At 71.5% G+C, this 23168-nt stretch carries 19 protein-coding genes; 9 read left to right on the forward strand and 10 right to left on the reverse strand.

Annotated features, from left to right (window positions below; genetic code table 11):
- Both ACWC97_RS28045 and ACWC97_RS28050 read left to right on the forward strand, forming a co-directional pair.
- On the forward strand, nt 1-1271 hold a 1271-nt coding region (locus ACWC97_RS28045), incomplete at its 5' end, for a hypothetical protein (RefSeq protein ID WP_450652275.1).
- 45 nt (nt 1272-1316) lie between these two features.
- Nucleotides 1317-2015: a hypothetical protein gene (locus ACWC97_RS28050; RefSeq protein ID WP_352278667.1), complete on the forward strand. Its 699-nt coding sequence runs from the start codon at nt 1317-1319 to the stop codon at nt 2013-2015.
- A gap of 80 nt (nt 2016-2095) precedes the next feature.
- Here the strand turns inward: ACWC97_RS28050 and ACWC97_RS28055 are convergent, their stop codons facing one another.
- Complete coding sequence (locus tag ACWC97_RS28055) at nt 2096-2587, reverse strand: cupin domain-containing protein (RefSeq protein WP_450652277.1); 492 nt, start codon at nt 2585-2587, stop codon at nt 2096-2098.
- 192 nt (nt 2588-2779) lie between these two features.
- On the opposite strand from ACWC97_RS28055, the gene ACWC97_RS28060 reads away from it, so the two are divergent.
- The 3 genes from ACWC97_RS28060 to ACWC97_RS28070 all read left to right on the forward strand — a co-directional run bounded on the left by ACWC97_RS28060 (nt 2780) and on the right by ACWC97_RS28070 (nt 6794).
- Nucleotides 2780-5152, forward strand: a complete 2373-nt coding sequence (locus ACWC97_RS28060; RefSeq protein WP_450652279.1) for an N-acetylmuramoyl-L-alanine amidase — start codon at nt 2780-2782, stop codon at nt 5150-5152.
- Between the two features lie 117 nt (nt 5153-5269).
- Nucleotides 5270-6265: an aldo/keto reductase gene (locus ACWC97_RS28065; protein ID WP_450652281.1), complete on the forward strand. Its 996-nt coding sequence runs from the start codon at nt 5270-5272 to the stop codon at nt 6263-6265.
- 163 nt (nt 6266-6428) lie between these two features.
- Nucleotides 6429-6794 (forward strand): hypothetical protein, encoded by a 366-nt coding sequence (locus tag ACWC97_RS28070; RefSeq protein WP_352278659.1) that lies wholly within the window; start codon nt 6429-6431, stop codon nt 6792-6794.
- Nucleotides 6795-6859: 65 nt separating this feature from the next.
- Here ACWC97_RS28070 and ACWC97_RS28075 read toward each other — a convergent pair whose 3' ends face one another.
- From ACWC97_RS28075 to ACWC97_RS28090, 4 genes are all read right to left on the reverse strand, one after another.
- Nucleotides 6860-7108, reverse strand: coding sequence for a hypothetical protein (locus tag ACWC97_RS28075; RefSeq protein ID WP_450652283.1), 249 nt, complete (start codon nt 7106-7108; stop codon nt 6860-6862).
- A 154-nt stretch (nt 7109-7262) separates the two neighbouring features.
- On the reverse strand, nt 7263-7838 hold the full coding sequence (gene thpR / locus ACWC97_RS28080) for an RNA 2',3'-cyclic phosphodiesterase (RefSeq protein ID WP_385214574.1): 576 nt from the start codon (nt 7836-7838) through the stop codon (nt 7263-7265).
- 72 nt (nt 7839-7910) lie between these two features.
- Nucleotides 7911-9245, reverse strand: coding sequence for an MFS transporter (locus tag ACWC97_RS28085; protein ID WP_352278656.1), 1335 nt, complete (start codon nt 9243-9245; stop codon nt 7911-7913).
- Nucleotides 9246-9338: 93 nt separating this feature from the next.
- The gene (locus ACWC97_RS28090) at nt 9339-9779 is read right to left on the reverse strand and encodes a MarR family winged helix-turn-helix transcriptional regulator (RefSeq protein ID WP_352278655.1); all 441 of its coding nucleotides are present in this window, start codon (nt 9777-9779) and stop codon (nt 9339-9341) included.
- Between the two features lie 144 nt (nt 9780-9923).
- On the opposite strand from ACWC97_RS28090, the gene ACWC97_RS28095 reads away from it, so the two are divergent.
- Nucleotides 9924-10148 carry a ribbon-helix-helix protein, CopG family gene (locus ACWC97_RS28095; RefSeq protein WP_352278653.1) on the forward strand — a complete coding sequence of 75 codons (225 nt, stop codon included), beginning with the start codon at nt 9924-9926 and terminating at the stop codon, nt 10146-10148.
- On the opposite strand, the gene ACWC97_RS28100 is transcribed toward ACWC97_RS28095, so the two are convergent.
- Nucleotides 10141-11595, reverse strand: coding sequence for an NCS2 family permease (locus ACWC97_RS28100; RefSeq protein ID WP_352278651.1), 1455 nt, complete (start codon nt 11593-11595; stop codon nt 10141-10143). The two genes, ACWC97_RS28095 and ACWC97_RS28100, sit on opposite strands and share 8 nt — an antisense overlap.
- Before the next feature lie 272 nt (nt 11596-11867).
- Between ACWC97_RS28100 and ACWC97_RS28105 the strand changes: the two genes are divergently transcribed.
- Together ACWC97_RS28105 and ACWC97_RS28110 are read left to right on the forward strand one after the other, a co-directional pair.
- Nucleotides 11868-12158 carry a DUF2530 domain-containing protein gene (locus tag ACWC97_RS28105; RefSeq protein WP_450652287.1) on the forward strand — a complete coding sequence of 97 codons (291 nt, stop codon included), beginning with the start codon at nt 11868-11870 and terminating at the stop codon, nt 12156-12158.
- A 145-nt stretch (nt 12159-12303) separates the two neighbouring features.
- Nucleotides 12304-14784: a cation-translocating P-type ATPase gene (locus tag ACWC97_RS28110; RefSeq protein WP_450652289.1), complete on the forward strand. Its 2481-nt coding sequence runs from the start codon at nt 12304-12306 to the stop codon at nt 14782-14784.
- 71 nt (nt 14785-14855) lie between these two features.
- Here the strand turns inward: ACWC97_RS28110 and ACWC97_RS28115 are convergent, their stop codons facing one another.
- The 4 genes from ACWC97_RS28115 to ACWC97_RS28130 form a co-directional block, all read right to left on the reverse strand.
- Nucleotides 14856-15629: a DUF5707 domain-containing protein gene (locus ACWC97_RS28115; protein ID WP_352278647.1), complete on the reverse strand. Its 774-nt coding sequence runs from the start codon at nt 15627-15629 to the stop codon at nt 14856-14858.
- 137 nt (nt 15630-15766) lie between these two features.
- Complete coding sequence (locus ACWC97_RS28120; protein WP_352278645.1) at nt 15767-16636, reverse strand: DUF5707 domain-containing protein; 870 nt, start codon at nt 16634-16636, stop codon at nt 15767-15769.
- Nucleotides 16637-16851: 215 nt separating this feature from the next.
- Entirely contained in the window at nt 16852-20091 is a 3240-nt protein-coding gene (locus ACWC97_RS28125) for a sacsin N-terminal ATP-binding-like domain-containing protein (protein WP_450652405.1), read from the reverse strand.
- Nucleotides 20092-20409: 318 nt separating this feature from the next.
- Complete coding sequence (locus ACWC97_RS28130) at nt 20410-21354, reverse strand: DUF3027 domain-containing protein (RefSeq protein ID WP_352278644.1); 945 nt, start codon at nt 21352-21354, stop codon at nt 20410-20412.
- 406 nt (nt 21355-21760) lie between these two features.
- Here ACWC97_RS28130 and ACWC97_RS28135 point away from each other — a divergent pair, with 406 nt between their 5' ends.
- Nucleotides 21761-23158, forward strand: coding sequence for an MFS transporter (locus ACWC97_RS28135; RefSeq protein ID WP_450652291.1), 1398 nt, complete (start codon nt 21761-21763; stop codon nt 23156-23158).
- Nucleotides 23159-23168: the final 10 nt, after the last annotated feature.

Below are 23168 nucleotides of genomic sequence, written 5' to 3' on the forward strand. Positions count from 1 at the left end.
TCGGAAACCTCGCCAACAAAGTCAAATCCGTCTTCCACACCGTCGCCAAACCCGTCAACCGCGCCATCGACAAAATCATCAACCTCATCACCAAAAAAGGCAAAGCCCTCTGGGACAAACTCAAAAGAAAATCAGACCCCAAGAAGAACAAGAAGGCAGGCGGGCATGGGAAGTCGAACTCCGCTGACTATCCCACTCCGAAGAAGAATTTCCAGTCGGCCGACAAGGAGAATCACAAGGTCCTGTTCGATGGGAAATCCGCGAACTCGGACCTCATGGTGCACAGCACCCCTCAGGGAATCGAGCAATATTTCAAGGAGTGGGATGACGAGCTGAAGGCCTCCGGTGAAGCGGAGGGAAGCCCTTCTCATACAGCACTGAAGGAGGCGAAAGAAAAGAAGGACGAGGTCACCTCGCTGAACCGCCGCTTCCGCTCCCTGTCCGCCGGGGCGGACGGAACCCAAGGGGCCTACGAAGACCTCCTCGGCTCCCTCTCCCGACTTGCCGGCTGTCTGGCGCACCGACCAGGGGCCGCACCACCACTGCCCCCTCCGGTTCTCCCCCCGATGACGAATGGTGTCCTCGCCCGGCCTTCCACGGCGAGCTACATCAACAAAGACATCAAAAGAGGAACGGAGGCAAACACGTACGACGGCGCGACGTTGACCGGATGGAGCACGGCGGCCGGCTACAACACGACCCCGAACAGGGCGGACCAGAACGCCTGGGTCAAGATGCACCTGCTCCCGGCCTTCCTGGGCGGTGACGCCGTCGACTCGAACCTGGTTCCTGCTCGCGGTTTCGTGAACAATCCGATGTTCCTGCACGCCGTGGAGAACCCGGCAAGAAAATCGCTCGACAAGCCTGCTGGGGACCCGGCTTACGAGCGCATGGTCTGGTACGAAGTGAACGTCACGTACTTCGCCGCACATCCGGGATTCCCGGAAACCATCGGAGTCAAGTGGGGCGGCTACGACCACACGGGCGGCGCATGGAAAGAACGCTCGCCGAATGGTTCCGCGACCGCCGCATTTTCCGACAGGCAGGACCCTCCTGCCGAACTGGCAAAAGATGTGCTGAGAATCAACGCACGAGGGGTTAAGTACAGCGTTTTCGCCTCGCTCGGAATAGGAAGGACGGAAGCAAGGAGAGTCAAGGACGAGGCGAAGAAGAAGGAGTTCACCGACCTCTCCGATGCAATTCTGAGACTCCCGAACCTCAGCGCGGAACTGGTGAATGCGGACGGACAGAAGAGGCTCAGGTTCGACTGACTTTCACTCGATCGACTGAAAAGCGACATCCGACCTGGAGAAGACATGGAAACTCCGTACGAGCACAGGCTTCGCACGACGGTGGAACAGGTTCAGGAGTGCAGTTCGGTACGTGTGGAAAAGTATGATCCAGGCCCGATCGCAGATCACTTGGAGAGTGCCCGGAAAGCGCTCGACATCGTACGGATCGTGGAGAAATCTCCGCTGCCCGATGAACTGACCGATAACTTCCACCGGAGATCCAACCTCTTCTTCGCCTGGCGGGGCCTGGAACCTTTTCAGGAAATCGCCGGGGAGTTCCACATCACACATGTCGCCGATGCCCTGATCCGGGGAACACACAGGAACCCGCTCGCCGGGAATACCTCCCAAACAGAGAAGCTGGTCGCCGATTTAAGGGTCTTTGAAACACATCCCGTCGGAGGAACCGGCACATACTCCGCCCTGAGACTCACTTCCGATCCTGCATCAGCGGAACTCTGGTACTTCGACCTCAGGCAGGGGCCCACCCGGCTCCACATCAAGTACGGCGAATATCTTGACGTCATGCTGCGCACCAAGGGGCTCTACGACTGGCAGTATCTCTTCGCACAACCGGATCCCCAGAATTATGGAATGCGCGTTTCACTTCCCTATCTGCGCAAGGGTATCGAATTCCTCACCCATGAATTCCTGGAAGACGACCTGGCGGACCTCCAGGACAGGCTGGAACAGCGCGCCCGGGTCATGGACGAGACGGCATAGCTCCGCCCCGGCTTTCCGGAGGTGCGGGCACCCTGGGGACTGCCATCGGGCCCCAGGCCCATCGGCCCTACCGGGAAAACCTACGCGAAGCGTTCGCCGCAGCGGCTGCAGAAGAGGGGCTCCGGGTCCTGGGAGAGGTGGCCGCAGGCGGGGCAGACGCGGTCGAGCATGCACGGGGGCTCGCCGGCCTCGTACGTGGGGGCGGCGGGCGTCGGGGCGGGCTTGATCGTGAGGCCGGGGCGGCGGCGGTGGACGGTCAGGTAGGTGAGGCCGTCCGGGCCCGCGGCGAGCGCGCGTCGGGAGGTCTTCGGGAGCCAGAGCACCGTGGAGGGGGTCAGCTTCAGGGACGTGTCGCCCGTGTCGATCCGGCCGTCGCCGTCGAGGGCGATCAGGAGGACGTCCAGCACGTCCTCCTGATGCGTGCCGACCTCGCCGCCGGGCGGCAGGCGCACCAGGTTGGCGTCCAACTCGCGGCCCTCTTCGGCCAGTTGCCAGATGGCCCCCCGTTCCTCGGGGGTCACGCTGTGGATCAGTTCGTCGAGTACGGCCAGGACGCTCGGCACGGAGTTCACGGCAGCCAGGCTACGCCCCGGCAGGGGGCCCGGAAGAGGCATCGCACACGCATGCGAAGCTTGGGGTCCGCTGTGCAGGGCGCGGGAGCACTCGTATCCCCCACCAGGTCATCCTCGACCGGTGCTCGCCGTCGACCGCAGCGGCTTGTCAGCGGATGAGAAGACGTCGAAGACGATCCCTGGGGGTACGACATGAGATCGAAGCACGGAACAGCGCCGAAGAGACGGCTGCTGTCGAACCGAAGAGCCCGGGTCACGGCCGCCGTCGCGGCCTCGGCCGTCGCCGGTGTCCTGGTCTTCGAGGGGGTGACGGGCAACTCCTCCGTGGACAGCGAGGCCACGTCCGTCCCGCCGAGGACCGACGTACGCAGCACCTCGCTGGAGCTCGGCGAGGGCGGCACGTCCGCGGTGCTCGGCAGGCGTGACACCGAGGCGTTCAGCATGCTGGGCATCACCTGGACCGACCCGGCGGCCCGCGTGACCGGTCCCGTCGAGGTCCGGACCAGGTCCGCCGCCACCGGGAAGTGGACGGCCTGGACGCCGCTGGAGACCGACCGCGACGGGCGTACGGAGGCCGGCAGGTCCGGCACCCGGGGCAGCACCGAGCCGCTCTGGGTGGGCCCCTCCAACGGGGTCGAGGCACGGATCAACGCGGGCGGCAGGATCTCCACGAAGCTGCCCGCCGGGCTCCGGCTGGACACCGTGGACCCGGGCCGCGGCACCGTCTCCACCACCCTGTCGGCCGCCCGGGCCGCCGAGGCCCCCCGGGCCACCACCGACCTCCTCGCCGAGCCGGCCGCGTACGCCGCCGACCTCCCCGCCGAGGACCCGCCCGCCACCGACCCGGCCGATCCCATCGGGCCCGCCGCCCCGGAGACCACCGACCCGGCCGCCCCGGACGAGGGCACCACGCCCGCCGAACCGACGCCGCCCGCCCCGGAGTCCCCCGCGCCCACCACCGGGCAGCCCACCGCACCGGCGACCCCCACCCCCTCGGCCCCGTCCGGCTCCGCCCCCGCCACGACGCTGCCGCCCGCGCCGTCGTCGAGCGTGCCGAAGCCCCCGATCACCTCGCGGGCCGGCTGGGGCGCCGACGAGTCGATGAGCCCGGAGGCGCCGGAGTACCTGGACGGCGTCAAGGCCGTCTTCGTCCACCACACCGCCGGGAACAGCGCCTACACCTGCGCCGAGTCCCCGGCGATCGTGCGCAGCCTGTACGCGTACCACGTCAAGAGCGAGGGCTGGAAGGACATCGGCTACAACTTCCTCGTCGACAAGTGCGGCACCGTCTTCGAGGGCCGCAAGGGCGGCGTGGACCGGCCGGTGCTCGGCGCGCACACCTACGGCTTCAACCGTGAGTCGGCCGGTATCGCCGTGATCGGTACGTACACCGACGCGACCGCGCCCGCCGCGGTGACCACGGCGGTGGCCCGGGTCGCCGCGTGGAAGCTCGGCCAGTACAAGGGCGACCCGGCGGGCACCACCACGCTCACCGCGGGCGCCTCCGGGAAGAACTACTTCGGCAAGGCGTTCACCGCCGGTGCGAAGTACCCCTTCAACCAGATCTCCGGGCACCGCGACGGCTTCAACACCCAGTGCCCCGGCACCGCGCTGTACGGGCAGCTGGGCACGGTCCGGACGCTCGCCGCGGGCCCCGTCACCGGGCTGGCGATCAAGTCGGTGACCGGCGCCGGGCTCTCGGGCTCCACGTACTACACCAAGTCCGCGGTGACCGTCGGCTGGTCGGCGAGCACCCCGAACGTGTTCATCAGCAAGTACGAGCTGCTGGTCGACGGCAAGTCCGTCGCCACCACCGCCTCCACCACCACCTCGGCGGCCGCCACCCTGGCGCTCGGCACCCACAAGATCCAGGTCCGCGCCACCCACCAGTCGGGGAGGACCACCACCTCCGCGGCGGCCACCGTGGTCGCCGAGAAGACCGCGCCGACGTTCCCCACCAAGCCGAACCTGGCGCTGCGCACCGGCACCGTGAACACCACCGCCGTGCCGCTCACCCTGAAGTGGAAGGCCGCCGACACCGCCGTACTGAAGGAGGTCCGGCTCACCGCGCCGGTCGCCAAGACGTACGGTCCGGCCACCACCAGCGCCTCGCACACCGCGAAGTCGGGCGCCGCGACCACCTGGTCCATGAAGGCGTACGACCTGGCGGGCAACACCGCCACCGCGTCGGTCGCCGGTACGCCGGTGATCATGCAGGAGACCGCCGCCACGAAGACCGGCACGTGGACGACCAAGTCGTCCACCAGCTACCTGGGCGGCAAGTCGTACTCCAGCTCCAAGAAGAACGCCGCCCTGAGCTGGACGTTCACCGGGCGCTCGGTCGCCCTGGTGGCCTCCCGGGCCAGCGGCTCGGGCCAGGTGTACGTGTACGTGGACGGGAAGAAGGTGTCCACGGTGGACCTGAAGTCCAGCACCACCAAGTACCGCGACGCGCTGTGGACGAAGAGCTGGTCGTCCAGTGCCAAGCACACCGTCAAGATCGTCGTCGTGGCCACCTCGGGCCGCCCCACGGTCACCGCCGACGGGATCGTCTACCTGAAGTAGCGGGCCGGGCGACGCAACAGTGCCCGCCCCCGGCCGTCCCTCGAACGGGACGGCCGGGGGCGGCGCGTACCCGATGCCCTTGCTTCGAGCGGACTCGAAGGCGTTGGGTGGTCGTCCATGGAGTACACACAGCTCGGACGCACCGGACTCAAGGTCAGCCGTCTCGTCCTCGGCACCATGAACTTCGGCCCGCAGACCAACGAGGCGGACAGCCACGTCCTCATGGACGCGGCGCTGGACACGGGTCTGAACTTCTTCGACACCGCGAATGTGTACGGCTGGGGCGAGAACAAGGGCCGCACCGAGGAGATCATCGGCACCTGGTTCGCCCAGGGCGGCGGGCGCCGCGACAAGGTGGTCCTGGCCACCAAGATGTACGGGAACATGGGCCCCGACGGCGAGGCCTGGCCCAACCACGACAAGCTCTCCGCCGTGAACATCCGGCGCTCGGTCGAGGCGTCGCTGAAGCGGCTCCAGACCGACTACATCGATCTGTACCAGTTCCACCACGTCGACCGGAACACCCCGTTCGAGGAGATCTGGCAGGCGATCGACGTCCTGGTCCAGCAGGGCAAGATCCTCTACGCCGGTTCGTCGAACTTCCCCGGCTACAAGATCGCCCAGGCCAACGAGCTGGCCGCCCGGCGGGGTTCGGTGGGCCTGGTCAGCGAGCAGTGCGTCTACAACCTGTTCGAGCGCCGCGCCGAGATGGAGGTCATCCCGGCCGCGCAGGAGTACGGGCTCGGGGTCATCCCGTGGTCCCCGCTGCACGGCGGGCTGCTGGGCGGGGTGCTCCGCAAGGAGCGCGAGGGCACGGGCAGCCGCTCGGTCTCGGGCCGCAGCGCGGACACGCTCAAGGACGCGGCTCAGCGCGAGCGGATCCAGGCGTACGAGGACCTGCTGGACAAGCACGGACTGGAGCCGGGCGAGGTCGGTCTGGCCTGGCTGCTGACCCGTCCCGGGGTGACCGGGCCGATCGTCGGGCCGCGCAACCAGGAGCAGTTGGACTCGGCGCTGCGGGCGCTGGAGCTGGAGCTGTCGGCGGAGCTGCTGGCCTCGCTGGACGAGATCTTCCCGGGTCCGGGGCCCTCGCCGGAGGCGTTCGCCTGGTAGGAACCCGAGGGGCGCCCGGACGGGCGGGCCGTCGTCGTTCCGTTCTCCTCCGGGAGCGGTACGACGACGGCCTCCCGTTCGCCCTCGCACGGGAGTACGTCACAACCCTTCGGGGAGCTCGCCGGTCTCACGGGGCACAGAACTACGTACGGAGAGTGCCACCGTGAGACCCGTTCGCCTCCTTCTCGCCGCCGCCGCGCTGCTCGCGCTGACCGCCTGTTCGGCCGAGGAGGACGTCACGAAGCCCGCGCCGGAGGGGGTCGCCGCCGCCGAGCGGGCCGCCGGTATCCCGGCCGCTCCGACCGGCGACGCCCGGGACGCGTACCTGGACGCGATCGCGGCCGTCGACCCTCAGCTCGTCGTGGACGAGGAGCGGGCGATCGACGCCGGGCGGAACCAGTGCTCCTCGATCACTTCCCCGAAGGCCGACGCGCTGGCGGCCCAGCGGTTCGGAACCGATGCCCGGCCGCTCACGGACGCGCAGGGCAAGCGGCTGAACGCCGCGCTGCGCGCGACCCTCTGCCCCTGACGTCACCCGGGCCCCCGGCGTCCCCCAGCCCCCGCCCGACTCCACGAGGGATCCGGTTTCCCGTCTCAGACGGCTTCCAGCCGCTCCAGGGTCGTCGCCAGCCACTCCAGCTCCGCCTCGCTCGTCGCGCGGGCGATCGTGAGCAGGCCCCGCCGGAACGGGTCGTCGAAGGACTCGGCGCCGAGCGGCCGGTCGTCCTCCGCGCCCGGCCGGCGACGGGAGGTACCGCCGCACGCGGAGGGCGTACGCCGTCCGCGGACGGGCGCGCGCCGACCGCCGCGGGGCCGTCGTACCGGTTCGGCCTCCTGCGGCACGCTCGCCGGAAACGGGTGTCGGGGCCCCCGACGGAGCGCCGGTCAGGCTCCGACGGCGGCTGCCACGGCGACGACGGCGAACATCAGTACGAGAGCGGCCGCCATGATGCGGTTTCTGGTCTTGGGATCCACCCTTCGAGCCTAACCGCCCGGCTCAGTGTCCCAGCGCCCAGGAGGCGACCACCTCGTACCGGGGGCGTTCGCCGGGCACCCCGGAGTCCGGCAGGTTGCTGCGGACGAGGGCCAGCTCGCCGACCTCCCACGCCGTGCCCTCGAAGTCGGCGAGCGCCTCGACACAGGGGCGCAGGTCGACCTCGGCACGACGGCTGCGGGCGAGGGTGAGGTGCGGGGTGTAGCGGCGGTGCTCGTCCATGGGGATGCCGGTGCGGCGGGCGGCGGCGTCGGCGCGCTCGGCGAGGAGCCGCAACTCGTCCAGGGCGCCCGCCGCCCCGGCCCAGAGCGCCCGGCCGCCGAACCGCCCGGCGCCGTGAATGCGCAGCGGGAAGGGGTCGGTGCGGCGGGCGGCCCGGCCGAGGCGCTCCGTCAGCTCGGGCAGGAGTCCCTCGTCCACGGGTCCGAGGAAGGCGAGCGTGAAGTGCCAGCCGGGCACGCCGGTCCAGCGGAGCCCGGCGGCCTCGGGCGAGGCGTGCAGCGGGGCGACGGCGCGCCGCAGCTCCTCCACGGCGGGGGCGGGCGGCAGCACGGCGACGAAGAGTCGGAGACGGCTCATGTGCCGAGTGTGGCACCGCCCCGGCGGTACCCGTGGGGGCACGGCCGGGGCGGTGGGGTCCCGGGGAGGGGGTCAGGCCGCGGCGGCCAGCTCCTCGCGGGGTACGAAACGCACGTGCGGCCGCCCGGGGCGCAGGTCCACCCGGAGCCTGAGGCCGCCCGCGCGGGCCAGCATCAGTCCGACGCCGACCGCCGCCAGCAGCGAGAACGCCCCGCCGACGGCCATGCCGGTACGGACCCCGTAGGCGTCGCTGATCCAGCCGACGATCGGGGCGCCCACCGGCGTACCCCCCGCGAAGACCATCATGTAGAGGCTCATGACCCGGCCCCGCATGGCCGGGTCGGCGGCCATCTGGACGCTGGTGTTCGCGCTGATGTTGGTCGTCAGCCCGATCATGCCGATCGGGAGCAGCAGGATCGCGAAGATCCAGACGGTCGGGGCCATCGACGCGATGATCTCCAGCAGCCCGAAGGCGGTTCCCGCGGCCACCAGCATCCGCAGCCGGGAGGAGCGGCGGCGGGCGGCGAGCAGGGCTCCGGCGAGGGAGCCGGCCGCCATGAGGATGTTGAAGAAGGAGTACATGCCGGCGCCGCCGTGGAAGATCTCGTCGGCGAAGGCGGTGAGCCAGATCGGGAAGTTGAATCCGAAGGTGCCGACGAAGCCGACCAGGACGATCGGCCAGATCAGGTCGGGGCGCCCGGAGACGTAGCGCAGCCCCTCGCGGAGCTGGCCCTTGGCCCGCGGGACGACGGTGGTCCTGTGGAACTCCGCGGGGCGCATCAGCAGCAGGCCGACGAGCGGGGCGGCGAAGGACAGGCCGTTGAACATGAAGGCCCAGCCGCTGCCGACCGTGGTGATGAGGACACCGGCGACGGCCGGGCCGATGAGCCGGGCGGACTGGAAGTTCGCCGAGTTGAGGCTGACCGCGTTGCGGAGCTGGGCGGGGCCGACCATCTCGGAGACGAAGGACTGGCGGGCCGGGTTGTCGACGACCGTCACCACGCCGAGCAGGAAGGCGATCAGGTAGACGTGCCACACCTGGACCACGCCGGAGAGCGTGAGCACCGCGAGCGCGAGGCCGCAGAGGCCGAGCGCCGCCTGGCTGACGAGCAGCAGCTTCCGCTTCGGGAAGCGGTCCGCGATGACTCCGCCGTAGAGGCCGAACAGGAGCATCGGGAGGAACTGGAGGGCGGTGGTGATGCCGACCGCGGCGGCGGAGCCGGTGAGGCTCAGTACGAGCCAGTCCTGGGTGATCCGGGCCATCCAGGTACCGGTGTTGGATATCACGGCGCCCGTGGCGAACAGGCGGTAGTTACGTATCCTCAGCGACGAGAAGGTCCCGCCGGGCTTGCTCTCGTGGGTGGAAGTCGGTGCGGGGGCGGAGTCTGCTCCGGATCCCGTACTCAAAAGGGTTCGCCTCCTCGGGCATCTGCGGTCACGGGGTGACGGGGCGGCCGGACGGGCGGCGCGCCGGCTGTGGACCGGCGGCCGCCCGCCCCGCTACAGGTGGGCGAGCTTCTCCAGCACGGGTGCGGCCTTGCGAAGCGTCTCCCACTCCTCCTCGTCCAGGCCCTCGGCGAGGGCGGTCAGCCAGGCGTTCCGCTTGGAGCGGCTCTCGTCGAGCATGGCTTCCGCCCGCTCGGTCTGGCTGACCACCTTCTGGCGACGGTCATCGGGGTGCGGTTCCAGTCTGACGAGGCCCTTCGCTTCCAGCAGCGCGACGATGCGGGTCATCGACGGGGGCTGTACGTGCTCCTTGCGGGCCAGCTCGCCCGGGGTGGCCGAGCCGCACCGGGCGAGCGTGCCGAGCACCGACATCTCGGTGGGGCTCAGCGACTCGTCGACGCGCTGGTGCTTGAGTCGCCGGCTGAGCAGCATCACGGCGGAGCGGAGGGAGCTCACGGCGGCGGCACTGTCGCCGTCGTGGATCAGGTCAGGCATGTTCATTAGCGTAACTCATTACTCAACCTAAAGACCATTCGAGGTGTACACGCGGAGGCACTTCGCCCAATCCCTCACTCGAACGAGTGAGTCACCTCCGGAAAGTGACACGGGGCGGCGCAGCGGAACGTAACCCTGCTGGCCATGGGATCGACTGTGCTCAGTCTGCGGGTGGACGGCGAGCTGCTCGACCGGCTCCGGCAGCATGCCGCGAAACGCGGAATGAGCGTCCAGGACTATGTGGTCCGGACGCTCATTCGCGACGACTTCGACGAACGCTTCAAGGCGGCCGTCGACGAGACGGAGAAGTTCTACGGCCCCGGGGACGCCGACGGGGACACCGGGATCAGGGCCGGAGGGATCACGTGAGGCCGAGGGCCGGCATCGCGTAGTAGAAGACGAAGACCGCCGAGACCACGTACATCGGGACCGGCACCTCGCGCCAGCGGCCGGCGACCACGCGCAGCACGGAGAAGGCGATGAAGCCGATGCCGATGCCGTTGGTGATCGAGTACGTGAACGGCATCATCAGCATGGCCAGGAAGGCCGGGATGGAGAGCGTGTAGTCGCTCCAGTCGATGTCCCGCACCGAGCCCGAGATGATCAGGAAGCCGACCGCGAGCAGCGCGGGGGTGGCCGCCTGCGAGGGGACCATCGTCGCGAGCGGGGTGAAGAACAGCGCCGCGGTGAAGAGCAGGCCCGTCACGATGCTGGCGAAGCCGGTGCGCGCGCCCTCGCCGACGCCCGCCGTGGACTCCACGAAGCAGGTGGTGGCCGAGGAGGAGGTGCCACCGCCGGCGGCGACCGCGATGCCGTCCACGAACAGCACCTTGTTGATGCCGGGGAAGTTGCCGTCGGCGTCCGTCAGCTTGGCCTCGTCGCCGACGCCGAGGATGGTGCCCATCGCGTCGAAGAAGCAGGACAGCAGCACGGTGAAGACGAACAGGATGCCGGTGAGCACGCCCACCTTGCTGAAGCCGCCGAACAGACTGGCCTCACCGATCAGCCCGAAGTCCGGGGTGGCGACCGGGTTGCCCGGCCACTGCGGGACGGTCAGGCCCCAGGAACCGGCCGGCAGGTCGCCGACGGCGTCGATGATCACCGCGACGATCGTCATCGCGACGATGGAGATCAGGATCGCGCCCGGCACCTTGCGGACGATCAGCCCGAGGGTGAGCAGCGCGCCGAGGACGAAGACCAGGACCGGCCAGCCGTTGAGGTGGCCGTCGCCGCCGAGCTGGAGCGGGACGGTGGTGTGGGCGGCGTCCGGGATGCGGGAGACGAAGCCCGAGTCGACCAGGCCGATCAGCAGGATGAAGAGGCCGATGCCGATCGCGATGCCCTTGCGGAGCGATGTCGGTACGGCGTGCATCACGCGTTCCCGGAGCCCGGTCGCGACCAGCAGCATGACCACGATGCCCGCGAGGACCACCATGCCCATCGCGTCCGGCCAGCTCATCCGGGGGGCGAGCTGGAGGGCCACGACGGTGTTGACGCCGAGACCGGCCGCCAGGGCGATCGGCACATTGCCGATGACACCCATCAGGAGGGTGGAGAACGCGGCGGACAGCACGGTGGCGGTGACCAGCTGACCACCGTCGAGCTGGTGGCCGTACATGTCCTTCGCGCTGCCGAGAATGATCGGGTTCAGCACGATGATGTACGCCATCGCGAAGAACGTCGCGAATCCGCCACGGATTTCGCGGGCGACCGACGACCCCCGCTCGGAAATCTTGAAGAAACGGTCCAGACCGTTCTGCGGCTGGGGGGCCGCAGGCTGCTGGGCGTCGACCGGAGCGGTGGCCGAGGGGGACATGTATGACCTCAGTCGTACGTAGTTGGGGAGGAATGAGAGAGATTTGGACGTTCTAACGAACAAATCAAGTCATTATGAAGCAGATTCAGTATGAATACATAAGGTGAAGATCGCTATCTCCGCGCGTAGAACATCGGTGACCTGGGCCGGAAGGGCTTCATAACGTTTTGGAGCGGCCGGGCGCAGCCACCCGAAGGCGCGTCGGCACCCTCCGTTCGGCCCTGCGGAAGGCTTCCGGGACGACTCGAACAGGGGCCCCATACACTGACCCCATGGCGAAGTGGACACCGAAGCACGAGGCACCCGAGCCCCTGGAGGGGCCCGTCGTCGCCACCATCACCGGCGGCACGATCCTCTGGTTCGTCCTCTTCCTGGTCCAGATCCCCTTCTACCGCTGGTTCGACGACCACGGCCACCTGTGGTGGGTGTGGACGTGCCTGGCCGGTGCCGGGCTCGGCCTGATCGGCATCTGGTACGTCCGCAAGCGCGACGCGGCGATCAAGCGGGCGGCGGCAGCGGCCGCCACCGCCGCTCCGGCCGCGGGCGGCGAGAGCGCCACTTAGGGCGGGTCCAGTAGGGCGTACTACCCCGGCACCGGTCGTCCCGTACCCCCACAGGACCATTCCCCCCTGGTCGACGTCCTCCGCCGGTCTGATCTTCGTACCAGCCGGTGGGTGATTCAGGCCATCTGCCCGTACCGTCGAAACCATGACGCAGCGGGCATCGAATCCCTCCGATGAGCACAACCCGGGCATAGCAGGCTCCACCGGCCTGCCCGGCCCGGCGACGATCGACGCCGGGGCGGAACTGGATCCGGTCCACCCGGTGGAGTTGCCCGCCCCGGCGGTCGACCCCCGCGGGCTGACCGCGGCCGAGGTCGCCGAGCGGATCGCCCGCGGCGAGGTCAACGACGTACCGGTCCGGTCCTCCCGCTCGCTGCGCGAGATCGTCCGGGCCAACGTCTTCACCCGGTTCAACCTGATCATCGGCGTGCTCTGGCTGATCATGCTGTTCGTGGCGCCGTTCCAGGACAGCCTCTTCGGGTTCGTGATCATCGCGAACACCGGTATCGGCATCATCCAGGAGTGGCGGGCCAAGAAGACCCTGGACTCCCTGGCGGTCATCGGCGAGGCGAAGCCCACGGTGCGCCGGGACGGGGTGGCCGCCGAGATCTCCACCTCGGAGATCGTCCTCGGCGACCTCATCGAGCTGGGCCCCGGCGACAAGGCGGTGGTGGACGGCACGGTCGCCGAGGCCGACGGGCTGGAGATCGACGAGTCGCTGCTCACCGGCGAGGCCGACCCGGTGCTGAAGCGGCCCGGCGACCCGGTCATGTCCGGCAGCTTCGTGGTCTCCGGCGGTGGCGCGTTCACCGCCACCAAGGTCGGCCGCGAGGCCTACGCCGCCCAGCTCGCCGAGGAGGCGTCCCGCTTCACGCTCGTCCAGTCCGAGCTGCGCACCGGCATCTCCACGATCCTCAAGTACGTCACCTGGATGATGGTGCCGACCGCGCTGGGCCTGGTCATCAGCCAGCTCGTCGTCAAGGACAACAACATCAAGGAGTCGATCGCCCGCACCGTCGGCGGCATCGTCCCGATGATCCCCGAGGGGCTGGTGCTGCTGACCTCCGTCGCCTTCGCGATCGGGGTGGTACGGCTCGGCCGCAAGCAGTGCCTGGTGCAGGAGCTGCCCGCCATCGAGGGGCTGGCCCGGGTGGACGTCGTCTGCCTGGACAAGACCGGCACCCTCACCGAGGGCGGCATGGACGTCACCGAGGTGCGGACGCTGGGCGGCGCCGACGAGAAGTACACGGGCGCCGTGCTCGGCGCCCTCGGCGCCTCCGACCCCCGCCCCAACGCCAGCCTCCAGGCCATCGTGGACGCCTACCCGGACGCCGGGTCCTGGCGGTGCACCGCCACGCTGCCGTTCTCCTCGGCCCGCAAGTACAGCGGCGCCGCCTTCGACGAGGGCGACGGCCGCGACTCCACCTGGCTGCTCGGCGCCCCCGACGTCCTGCTGCCGGAGCAGGACCCGGCGCTCGCCGAGATCGAGCAGCTCAACCAGCAGGGCCTGCGGGTGCTGCTGCTGGCCCGCGCGCAGGGGTCGCTGGACGGCCCGGAGGCGGCCGTCGGCGCCGTACCGAGCGCCCTGGTCGTCCTGGAGCAGCGGCTGCGGCCGGACGCCGAGGAGACCCTGGCCTACTTCGCGGACCAGCGGGTCGCCGCCAAGGTGATCTCCGGCGACAACGCGGTCTCGGTCGGCGCGGTCGCGGCGAAGCTCGGCATGCAGGGCGCCGAGCACACCCTGGACGCGCGCCGGCTGCCCACCGAACCGGACGAGATGGCCACCGCCGTGGAGGAGAACGCGGTCTTCGGCCGGGTCACCCCGCAGCAGAAGCGCGACATGGTCGCCGCCCTCCAGTCCCGCGGCCACACCGTCGCGATGACCGGCGACGGCGTCAACGACGTGCTGGCGCTGAAGGACGCCGACATCGGCGTCTCCATGGGCTCGGGCTCCGAGGCCACCCGGGCCGTCGCCCAGATCGTGCTGCTGAACAACAGCTTCGCGACGCTGCCGTCCGTCGTCGCCGAGGGCCGCCGGGTGATCGGCAACATCACCCGGGTCGCGACCCTGTTCCTGACCAAGACCGTCTACTCGGTGCTGCTGGCGATCCTGGTGGTCTGCTCGCAGGTCGACTACCCGTTCCTGCCGCGCCACCTGACCCTGCTGTCCACGCTGACCATCGGCGTACCGGCGTTCTTCCTGGCCCTCGCGCCCAACACGGAACGGGCCCATCCGCACTTCGTGCGCCGGGTCATGCGGTACGCGATCCCGTCCGGCGTCATCGCGGCCGTCGCGACCTTCGTCACGTATCTGATCGCCCGCCACCACTACACCGGCCCGGACGCCCTCGACGCCGAGACCAGCGCGGCCACGCTCACGCTGTTCCTGGTCTCGATGTGGGTGCTGGCGATCATCGCCCGTCCGTACACCTGGTGGCGGATCGGCCTGGTGCTGGCGATGGGGCTGGCGTTCCTGCTGGTGCTGGTGGTGCCGTGGCTCCAGGAGTTCTTCGCGCTGAAGCTGGTGGGTACGACGATGCCGTGGACGGCGGTGGGGATCGCGGTGGCGGCGTCGGCCCTGCTGGAGTACGCCTGGCGGCTGGTCGGGCGGCGCTTCCCCTCCTGACGCGCGCGGCCCGCGTCCCGGCACGAAGCAGGGCGGTCCCCGATCGGGGGCCGCCCTTTCGTCACTTCACTTCACTTCACGTCGACGAAGTCACCGGCGGCGCTCACGGCCGGGGTGGTGGACGTGCCGGCGAAGCTGTAGCGCCAGTAGCCGTCGACCGAGGCCTTGGCCGTGGTCTTCAGCGTGCCGGTGCTGCTGGTCCTGACGGTCTTGACGGTGGTGTAGGTGCTGCTGTTCTTCTTGCGGAACTGGAGCTTCACCGACTGGCCCGCGTAGCCGTGGTACGCGTGGTCCTCCCAGTTGGCCCGGGAGAGCTTGCCGGTGATGGTGAGGGTCCTGCCCTTCTTCACCGGCTCGGGCGCGGCGTTCACCGTCAGCTTCGAGTAGCGCTGCACCCGGGCGGTCGAGGCGAAGTCGGAGGAGGTGTCGGAGCCGTCCACGGCCCGGGCGCCCGCCAGTACGTGCCAGGTCCCCGCCACCGCGTTCTTCGGCAGGTCCGTCCTGGGGTCGACGGTCAGGGTGAGCGAGCAGGTGCTGGTGGTCGCGTCCACCGCGGCGCAGGTCGCCCGTTCCTCGTTCGGCAGCAGGACGGCGTCCAGTCCCTCCTCCTGGTCCTTGCCGTGCCACAGGAGCAGCCAGCCGGTGGCGATGCCGGAGGGGTGGGAGGCGGTGACCGAGACGGTGACCGTGCGCGGCGCGGTCGTCCCGAGGACGATGTCCCTGCCCCCGTTGACGGTGACCTTCGAGACGACGGGGGCGACCGGAGCGGCGTGCGCCGCCGGGAGGCCGAGGGCGGACAGGACCAGGGCGCCGGAGGCCGCGGCGACGGCGGAACGGGTACGCATGAGGGTCTCTCCGTGGGTGTGGGGCCGGGGTTACCGGCAGGGCACGAAGGCAGGGCATATACGTACGCAGCGGGACCCCCTCGGTGGGGGATTCCGCTGCGTACGGGGACGAACTACTTCACGCGTTGCTTCACGGACTACTTCACGTCGACGAAGTCACCGGCGGCGCTGACGGCCGGGGTGGTGGACGTACCGGCGAAGCTGTAGCGCCAGTAGCCGTCGACCGAGGCCTTGGCCGTGGTCTTCAGCGTGCCGGTGCTGCTGGTCTTGATGGTCTTGACGGTGGTGTAGGTGCTGCTGTTCTTCTTGCGGAACTGAAGCTTCACCGGCTGGGTCGCGTAGCCCTGGTACTTGAAGGTCTCCCAGTTGGCCCGGGAGAGCTTGCCGGTGATGGTGAGGGTCTTGCCCTTCTTCACCGGCTCCGGCGCGGCGTTGACCGTCAGCTTCGACAGCCGCTGGACCCGGGCGGTGCTGTAGTAGTCGGTGTACGAGATGCTCTCGTCGCCGGAGAGCGCGGCCGCCGTGACGTGCCAGGTGCCGGCCAGGGAGTTCTTGTAGAGGTCGTCGCGCGGGTCGATCGTGATCGTCATCTTGCACGTCGAGGTCGTCGCGTTGACCTTGGTGCAGTTGGCCTGCTCGCCGTTCGGCAGCAGGGCGCCGTCGAGGTCCTCCCCGTTGGTGCCGTGCCACAGGTCGACGTAGGCGTCGACGACGCCGGTGGGGTGCGAGGCGGTGACGGAGACGGAGATCGTCTTCTTGGCCGTGGTGCCCAGGACGATGTCCTTGCCGCCGTTGACGACGACCTTCGAGATGACCGGCTCCGTCACGTCGGCGGCGGCGAACGCGGACGCCTTCGCCGCACCCCGGGCGGCGGTGCCGAAGACCTCGGCACCCGACGTCGGCTTGTTCAGGTTCGGGGTGGAGTCGCCCGCCTGAGCGGCCGGGACAACCAGAGCAGACAGGGCCAAGGCGCCGGAGACGGCAGCAACAGTGGCTCGAATTCGCATGTATTTCCCCGTGGAGGAAGGCCCCGCGGGCGCGGGACGCGCCTCGGGCGGGGCTGGTTCGGACGTGAGTCTGCTGACTCGTGAGACCAGACCCGCGAGGCGCGTAAAGGGTTGTACAAGGAAATGGATTTCCTGCGAAGGTCGCGCATATACGTACGTACGGATCGGCCGCCCGGGCCGACCGGAAGCGGGCGGCCCGGCCGGACGGCCCCGACTCAGTCGAACCAGCGGTCCCGGGCCAACTCCTCCGTACGGGACGGGTCCTCCAGCAGCGCCGCGACCTCGAAGCGCCGCGGCCACTGCCCCGCCGCCCAGGCCAGCCCCGCCGCGACGCCCTCCAGCGTGGCGGCGTGCACCGTGCCGTCCGGCGTCCGGCGCCAGTCCAGCTCGACACCGCCCGCGCACAGCTCGCCGTGTTCCACGTACACGTCCGGGGTGCCCGCGCCGAGGAGGGCCCGCACCGACTCGGGTACGCGGTGCTCCTCGCCCTCCGTCGTCACCTCCGCCGCCACGCTCTCGCCGAGCCGCCGGACCTGGAGCAGCTCGGCCAGCTCCGCCGCCCGCGCCGGTGCGACCGGCAGCAGCGGCAGCCCGGAGGTGAGCGGCAGCAGGTCGGGGGCGTCCGCGATCAGGGCGTCCGCCGCGTCCACCACCCGCACCTCGCCGTCGACCACCGCGCGCACCTCGTCCACCAGCGTGACCTGCTCGGGGTCCAGATCGGCCAGCGCCGTGTACAGCGCGTGCAGCTGTACGGGGTCGACCGGGCGGTCCGGGTCCGCGAGCCGGCCGAGGAGTTCGGCGGCGCCGCCCGGCTCGTCGAGCAGCGCGGCCACGGAGGTCCGTACGCCCAGTGCGTGCAGCACCTGCGCGTCGTCGAAGCCGGTCGCGTCGGCCGCGTCGTACAGCCCGGCCAGTCGCGGGTCGCCGCCGGCGGCGCGCAGCCCGGCGGGGCGGCGGCCGTCGAGCACCGGGTGGTCGCGCAGCCACCAGGCGGTGTAGGGGCGGACGGACTGCGTGGTGCCGTCCGGGAGCAGCACCCGCACCGGCTGGGTCAGCGCGTCCCGCAGCGGCGGCCGGGCGAGCAGGGCGAGCGCCTGCGGCCAGGCGTCGTCGGCGACGAGGTCGAGGTCGCGGACGGCGACGATCTCGGTGGCGACCGGCGGTACGGGGCTGTCGGGGAGCCGGTCGAGGACGTCCTCGCACCAGACGTCGACGGCGTCCAGCAGCCCGGCGTCGTCGGGTTCGGCGAAGTCGCCCTCGCGCGGTTCGAGTTCGTCCGGGTCGAGGACGACGTCGGTGGCCCGGACGAGGGCGAAGGTGGCGAGCACCCCGCAGGCGGTGAGCGGCTGCTCGCCCCAGCGGTCGGCCAGTTCCTGGTCGACCAGGGCCAGTTCGTCCTCGCGCATGACGGCGGCGAACGGGCTGTCGGGGAGGACGAGTTCGCCGGCGGGGGCCGGTTCGCCGTCCTCGTCGGGGAGGGCGAGGGCGCCCAGCCAGGGTTCGTCGCCGGGGGCCAGCTCGGCGTCCCGCACCAGGGTGAGGACGGTCTCGGCGAGCTCGTCGGCGTCCAGTCCGTCCTCGTCCCAGATCTCGCCCGCGTCCAGCGATCCGGCGACGGCGGCCCGCACCTGCGGGGTGGTCAGCACGGCGCGCGGGGTGGCGGGCAGGGCGCCCAGCTTCTCCAGGAGGGGGTGGGCGGCGTCAGGGTGGGCGACCTTCAGCCCGAGCCGGGCGAGCCGTTCGAGAACGGGGCCGGTGAGGGCGTCGGGGAGCGGGAGGAGGACCTGGCGCGGCCCGATGGTGGTGCGGGGCAGGACGGGGGCGAGGGGCCCGTCCTCCGGTCCGTCCGTGCCCGGCGTCCCGGCCAGCGGCACGGGCAGGCCGGTGAGGCGGTCCGGGTCGATGCCGGAGAGGCTGTCGTAGAGCCGCCGCCACCAGCCGGGGTCGCGCTCCAGTCCGGCGAGCCGGTCGATCGCCTCGGTGAGCGGCACCCGGGCGACGCCCAGCGTGCGCAGTTCGGCGCGGCGTTCGAGGCCGGCGGGGAGCAGGCACGGCAGCACCTCGGCGAGCACCCGTACGGTCTCGGCGCCGACGCCCTCCACCACCTCGGCCTCGATGGGGCGCAGCGCCCCGGTGGCCTCCTCGGCGGCGGGTGCGCTCGTGGGGCCGTCCGTGGGGCCGTCCTCCCAGTCGTACCGGCCGGCGGTCTCGTCGGTGGTGGTGTCGCGGGGGGCGGCGGGGGCCAGGAACGCGACGCGCGGCAGCCGCTCCAGGATCGCGGCGCGCAGCCTCCCGTCGAGTTCGCCGGTGCCGAGCGGGCCGGGTACCAGGTCGACGGTGGCGGCGGTGACCGGCCGCCAGGCGGCGAGCAGTTCGGCGTACGCGTCGGCGGCGCGCTCCACCAGGAAGTCGGTGAGCGGTCCCGGGGCGAAGTGGCGGCGCGCGGTGTCCAGGGGCAGCGAGGCGATGAGCAGCGCGGGGACGCCGAGGGGTTCGTCGGTGGGGGTCGGGGCGTGGACGACGGGGAGGGTGCGGGGGCGGACCGGGGCGCCCTCCGCGTCCACCGGCACGGCCCAGGTGACCGACCAGTGCGGGCGCAGCCGCTCCTCGCGGGGGCGGTCGGCGAGCAGTTCGGGTCCGACGGGGCCGTGGTGGGTGACGGTGCGCCAGCGGTTGGTGCCGTGCGCGGTGTCCTCGACGTGGGTGTACGGGCCGTGTTCGGTGCGGCGCAGGGTGCGTACGGTCCCGGGGGTCTCGACCACGATCTCTTCGAGGCCGCGCAGGGTGAGCAGCAGGGCGTCGTCGACCGCGGCGAGCAGCCGGTCCACCAGGTCCTCGGCGGTGCCGTCGCGCAGGGGGAGGACGACGACGGTGTCGTAGCCCTCGGGTGCGGTGCCCTCGGCGGGCAGCGGGAGCCGGAGCAGCGGAACGTGGCCGTCGCGGCGGCGCAGTTCGTCGCCGAGTCCGGGGCTGGCGGTGGCGGCCCCGGCGGCGAGGTCGCGGGCCTCGGCGAGGGACCAGCGGACGCCGCCGTGCCGGCCGACCACGGCGGGTTCGTCGCTCACCGCGAGGACCGCGGCGAAGCCGACACCGAACCGGCCGACCGCGCCCTCGTGCCCCTCCCGCTTGGCGGAGGCGCGGAGCGTGGAGAGCGACTCGACGCCGGTGGCGTCCAGCGGTGCCCCGGTGTTGGCGGCGGCGAGGACGGCGGGGCCGTCCGGCCCGGCGGGGCGCAGGGTGAGGCGGAGGCGGCCGGGGACACCGGCGCGGGCGGCGGCGTCGGCGGCGTTCTGGGCCAGCTCGACGACGAGGCGGTCGCGGTAGCCGCCGAGCGCCAGCTCCTCCTCCGCGTTGGCGTCCTCGCGGAACCGGGTGGGGCCGGCGCCCCAGGAGTCGAGCACTCCGCGCCGCAGTCGCGCGGTCCCGAACGGGTCGGCCCCCTCGGTCGCATTCATGCCCACGCTCTGCTCCGCTCTTTCCGGTATCCGGTCACGCACGGCCCATGGGGCCCAGTGTGCGCCCGAAGGTACCGGGTCCTCGCGCGGGGCGTGGCCACGGGACGGGGCATCGACCGGTTCGGGCGCTGCCCACCTGCGGAATGCGGCGGCCCGGGGGCGTGCCCGTACGCGGGCGGCGCCGGAACCGGCCGGGGCCGGGGGCCGGTACGCGCCCCCGGACCGCGCCGCACCGACGCGTGACCGGGATCCCCCGGAGGCGCGGACCGTACGCGCCCCGGGCCGTGCGGCCGCCCGGGACGGGGACGGGGACGGGCCCTACGAGTGGCCGAGGTCCTCCGTCGGCCCGTCCGCCTCCGCCGGGACCGACCCGGAGTCGCGGGCCGGACGGAGCGGGTACTCGTCGACCCGCATCGTGTCCAGGGCGTGCGGCGCGGGCTTCGGCGTCTTCGGCATGACGGCCGCCTCGGAGTGGCCGCCGCAGCCGTACGCGAGCGAGACGACCCGCCCGTCGGCCGGGCCGAACTCGTTGGCGCAGACCCCGAACGCCTGCCGGAGCGACCCGGCCAGCGGCACCAGGAAGGCGCAGGAGGAGCAGGTGGCCGGGGCCGCCTGCGCCATCGGCGTCCGGGCGCCGAACTCCTCGTCCCACCGGTCGGCCGCCATGCGCAGCCCGTACCGGGACAGCACCCGGGCCCGCCGCATGCCCAGCTCGTCCGCGACCGCCGCGATCGATCCCCGGGTCGTCGTCGCGGGCCGGGTGGTCAGCTCGGCGTCCTCCGCGTCGGCCCGCTCGGCCAGCTCGTGGGAGACCTCGGGGACCACCGAGTTCGGCGGCGGCTCGTCCTCGCCGGTGTAGCCGGGCTCCAGACGGATGTCGTCCGCCTCGGTGGGCAGCAGGTCGCCGGGGCCCATGTCGCCGGGGCGCAGCCGCTCGCTCCACGGCACCCACTCCGGGGCGAGGAGGGCGTCACTGCCCGGCAGCAGCACCGTTTCGTCGATGGTCACGTACCGGGCGCGGGAGGCCCGGGCCACGGTCACCGCCCAGCGCCAGCCCCGGTAGCCCGGCTCCTTGCACTCGAAGAAGTGGGTGACGACCCGGTCCCCCTCGGAGACCACGGCCACATGCTCGCCCACGATCCCCGGGGCGGCGGCCTCCTCGGCGGCCGACCGGGCCAGGTCTACCGCCTCGGCGCACAGGCGGTCGGGAACGGGGGTACGGGCCGCACGGGCCGTACGGCTTCGCGTCGTCGCAGCACTCACAGGTCTCGCTTCTCTCCTACGCCAGTCTCACGAGCGCCGCCAGCACATCCATCGGTTTCGGCCATGACGGACGCGGGCGGAGCGGACCTGGGGGCCGCGTCGACGTCCACACCCGTTGTTGCCTGCCTCGGGCACACCTTTCGCTTCCCATTCTGCGGGATCGCCGAGAGGCGCGCGGCCGAGAACAATCGCCGGTGGCGCGCTACGCACGCTACCCTCTCCGCCGCGCCCCGCCCACCTGCCCGTCCCAAACGAGGCCGTATCCGGTGTCGTGTCCGGGACCCTCCGTCCGCGAACGGGCCGCCGGGCACGTCCGCCGGGACGCGGTGCCGGACCGCTGACCGTACGGGGCGCGCCGTGCGCCGAAGCCCGTACGTCCCGACCGCCTCTGGGGCAGTATGGCGACGTGGCTGCCGCCAGGTCGCACCAGGACCCCGGGCCGGTCCGCAGGACGGGCCGGGCGGTCGGCCGCGCCCTGCGCGCCCCGTTCACCGGCACCGCCCGCGCCGTCCGGCGGGCGACGCACGCGCACGGCGCCGGGGAGTCCGGCCTCGGCAAGCTGATCGAGCTGCACGCCGTGAACGGCGCGGGCGACGTGATGATCACGGTCGCGCTCGCCTCGACGGTCTTCTTCTCCGTGCCGACCGACGAGGCCCGCGGCCGGGTCGCCCTCTACCTGGCCGTGACGATGGCGCCGTTCGTCCTCCTCGCCCCGGTGATCGGCCCGCTCCTGGACCGGCTGCCGCACGGCCGCCGCGCCGCGATGGCGGCGTCGATGCTGGCCCGTGCGGTGCTCGCGGTCGCCCTCTCGGGTGCGGTGGCCACCGGCGGGCTGGAGCTGTATCCGGCCGCGCTGGGCGTCCTGGTCTGCTCGAAGGCGTACGGGGTGGTGCGCAGCGCCGTGGTGCCGAGGCTGCTGCCGCCGCGCTTCTCGCTGGTGAAGGCGAACTCCCGGGTGACCCTGGCCGGGCTGCTGGCGACCGGGATCGCCGCGCCGATCGGGGCCGGGCTCCAGCTCGTCGGGTCCGCCTGGCCGCTGTACGGGGCGTGCGTGGTCTTCCTCGGCGGGACCGTGCTGGCCTTCACGCTGCCGGGCAAGGTCGACTCCGCGAAGGGCGAGCGGCGGGCCCGGCTGGTCCCGCCGCACGAGGCGGTCTCCCGGTCCGGCACGGGGCGGGGCGGCCGGAAGGACAACGGGGAGAGGCGCCCCGGACTGCGTTCGGTGGGCCCGTCCGTACTGAACGGTCTCCAGGCCAACGCCGCGCACCGCGCGCTCTCCGGCTTCCTGATCTTCTTCCTGGCCTTCCTGCTGCGCGAGCACCCGTTCCCCGGGCAGAGCGCCGTCGTCTCGCTCGGCGTCGTCGGCGTCGCCGCCGGGGCGGGGAACGCGATCGGTACGGCGGTCGGCTCCTGGCTCCGGGCCCGCGCCCCCGAGGCGATCGTCGTGGCGGTGCTGGCCCTGGCCCTGGCCACCGCGGTGCTCGCCGCGCTGTTCTTCGGCACGGTGACGGTCGCCGCGCTGAGCGCCGTCGCGGGTTCCACCCTGGCCCTGTCGAAGCTGTCGCTGGACGCGATGATCCAGCGGGACGTACCGGAGGAGGTGCGGGCCTCCGCGTTCGCCCGGTCCGAGACGGCGCTCCAGATGGCGTGGGTGGTCGGGGGCGGTATCGGCATCGCCCTGCCCCTCAACGGCGTACTGGGCATGGCGGTCGCGGCGGGCCTCCTCGCCCTCGGCGCCGCAACGTCCGTACGGGGTCTGGTGGGCGCCGCACGACGCGGCTCGCCGCACCCCCGCGTGGCGTGAACCGGAGCGC

The sequence above is a fragment of the Streptomyces sp. NPDC001108 genome, from assembly GCF_053598535.1.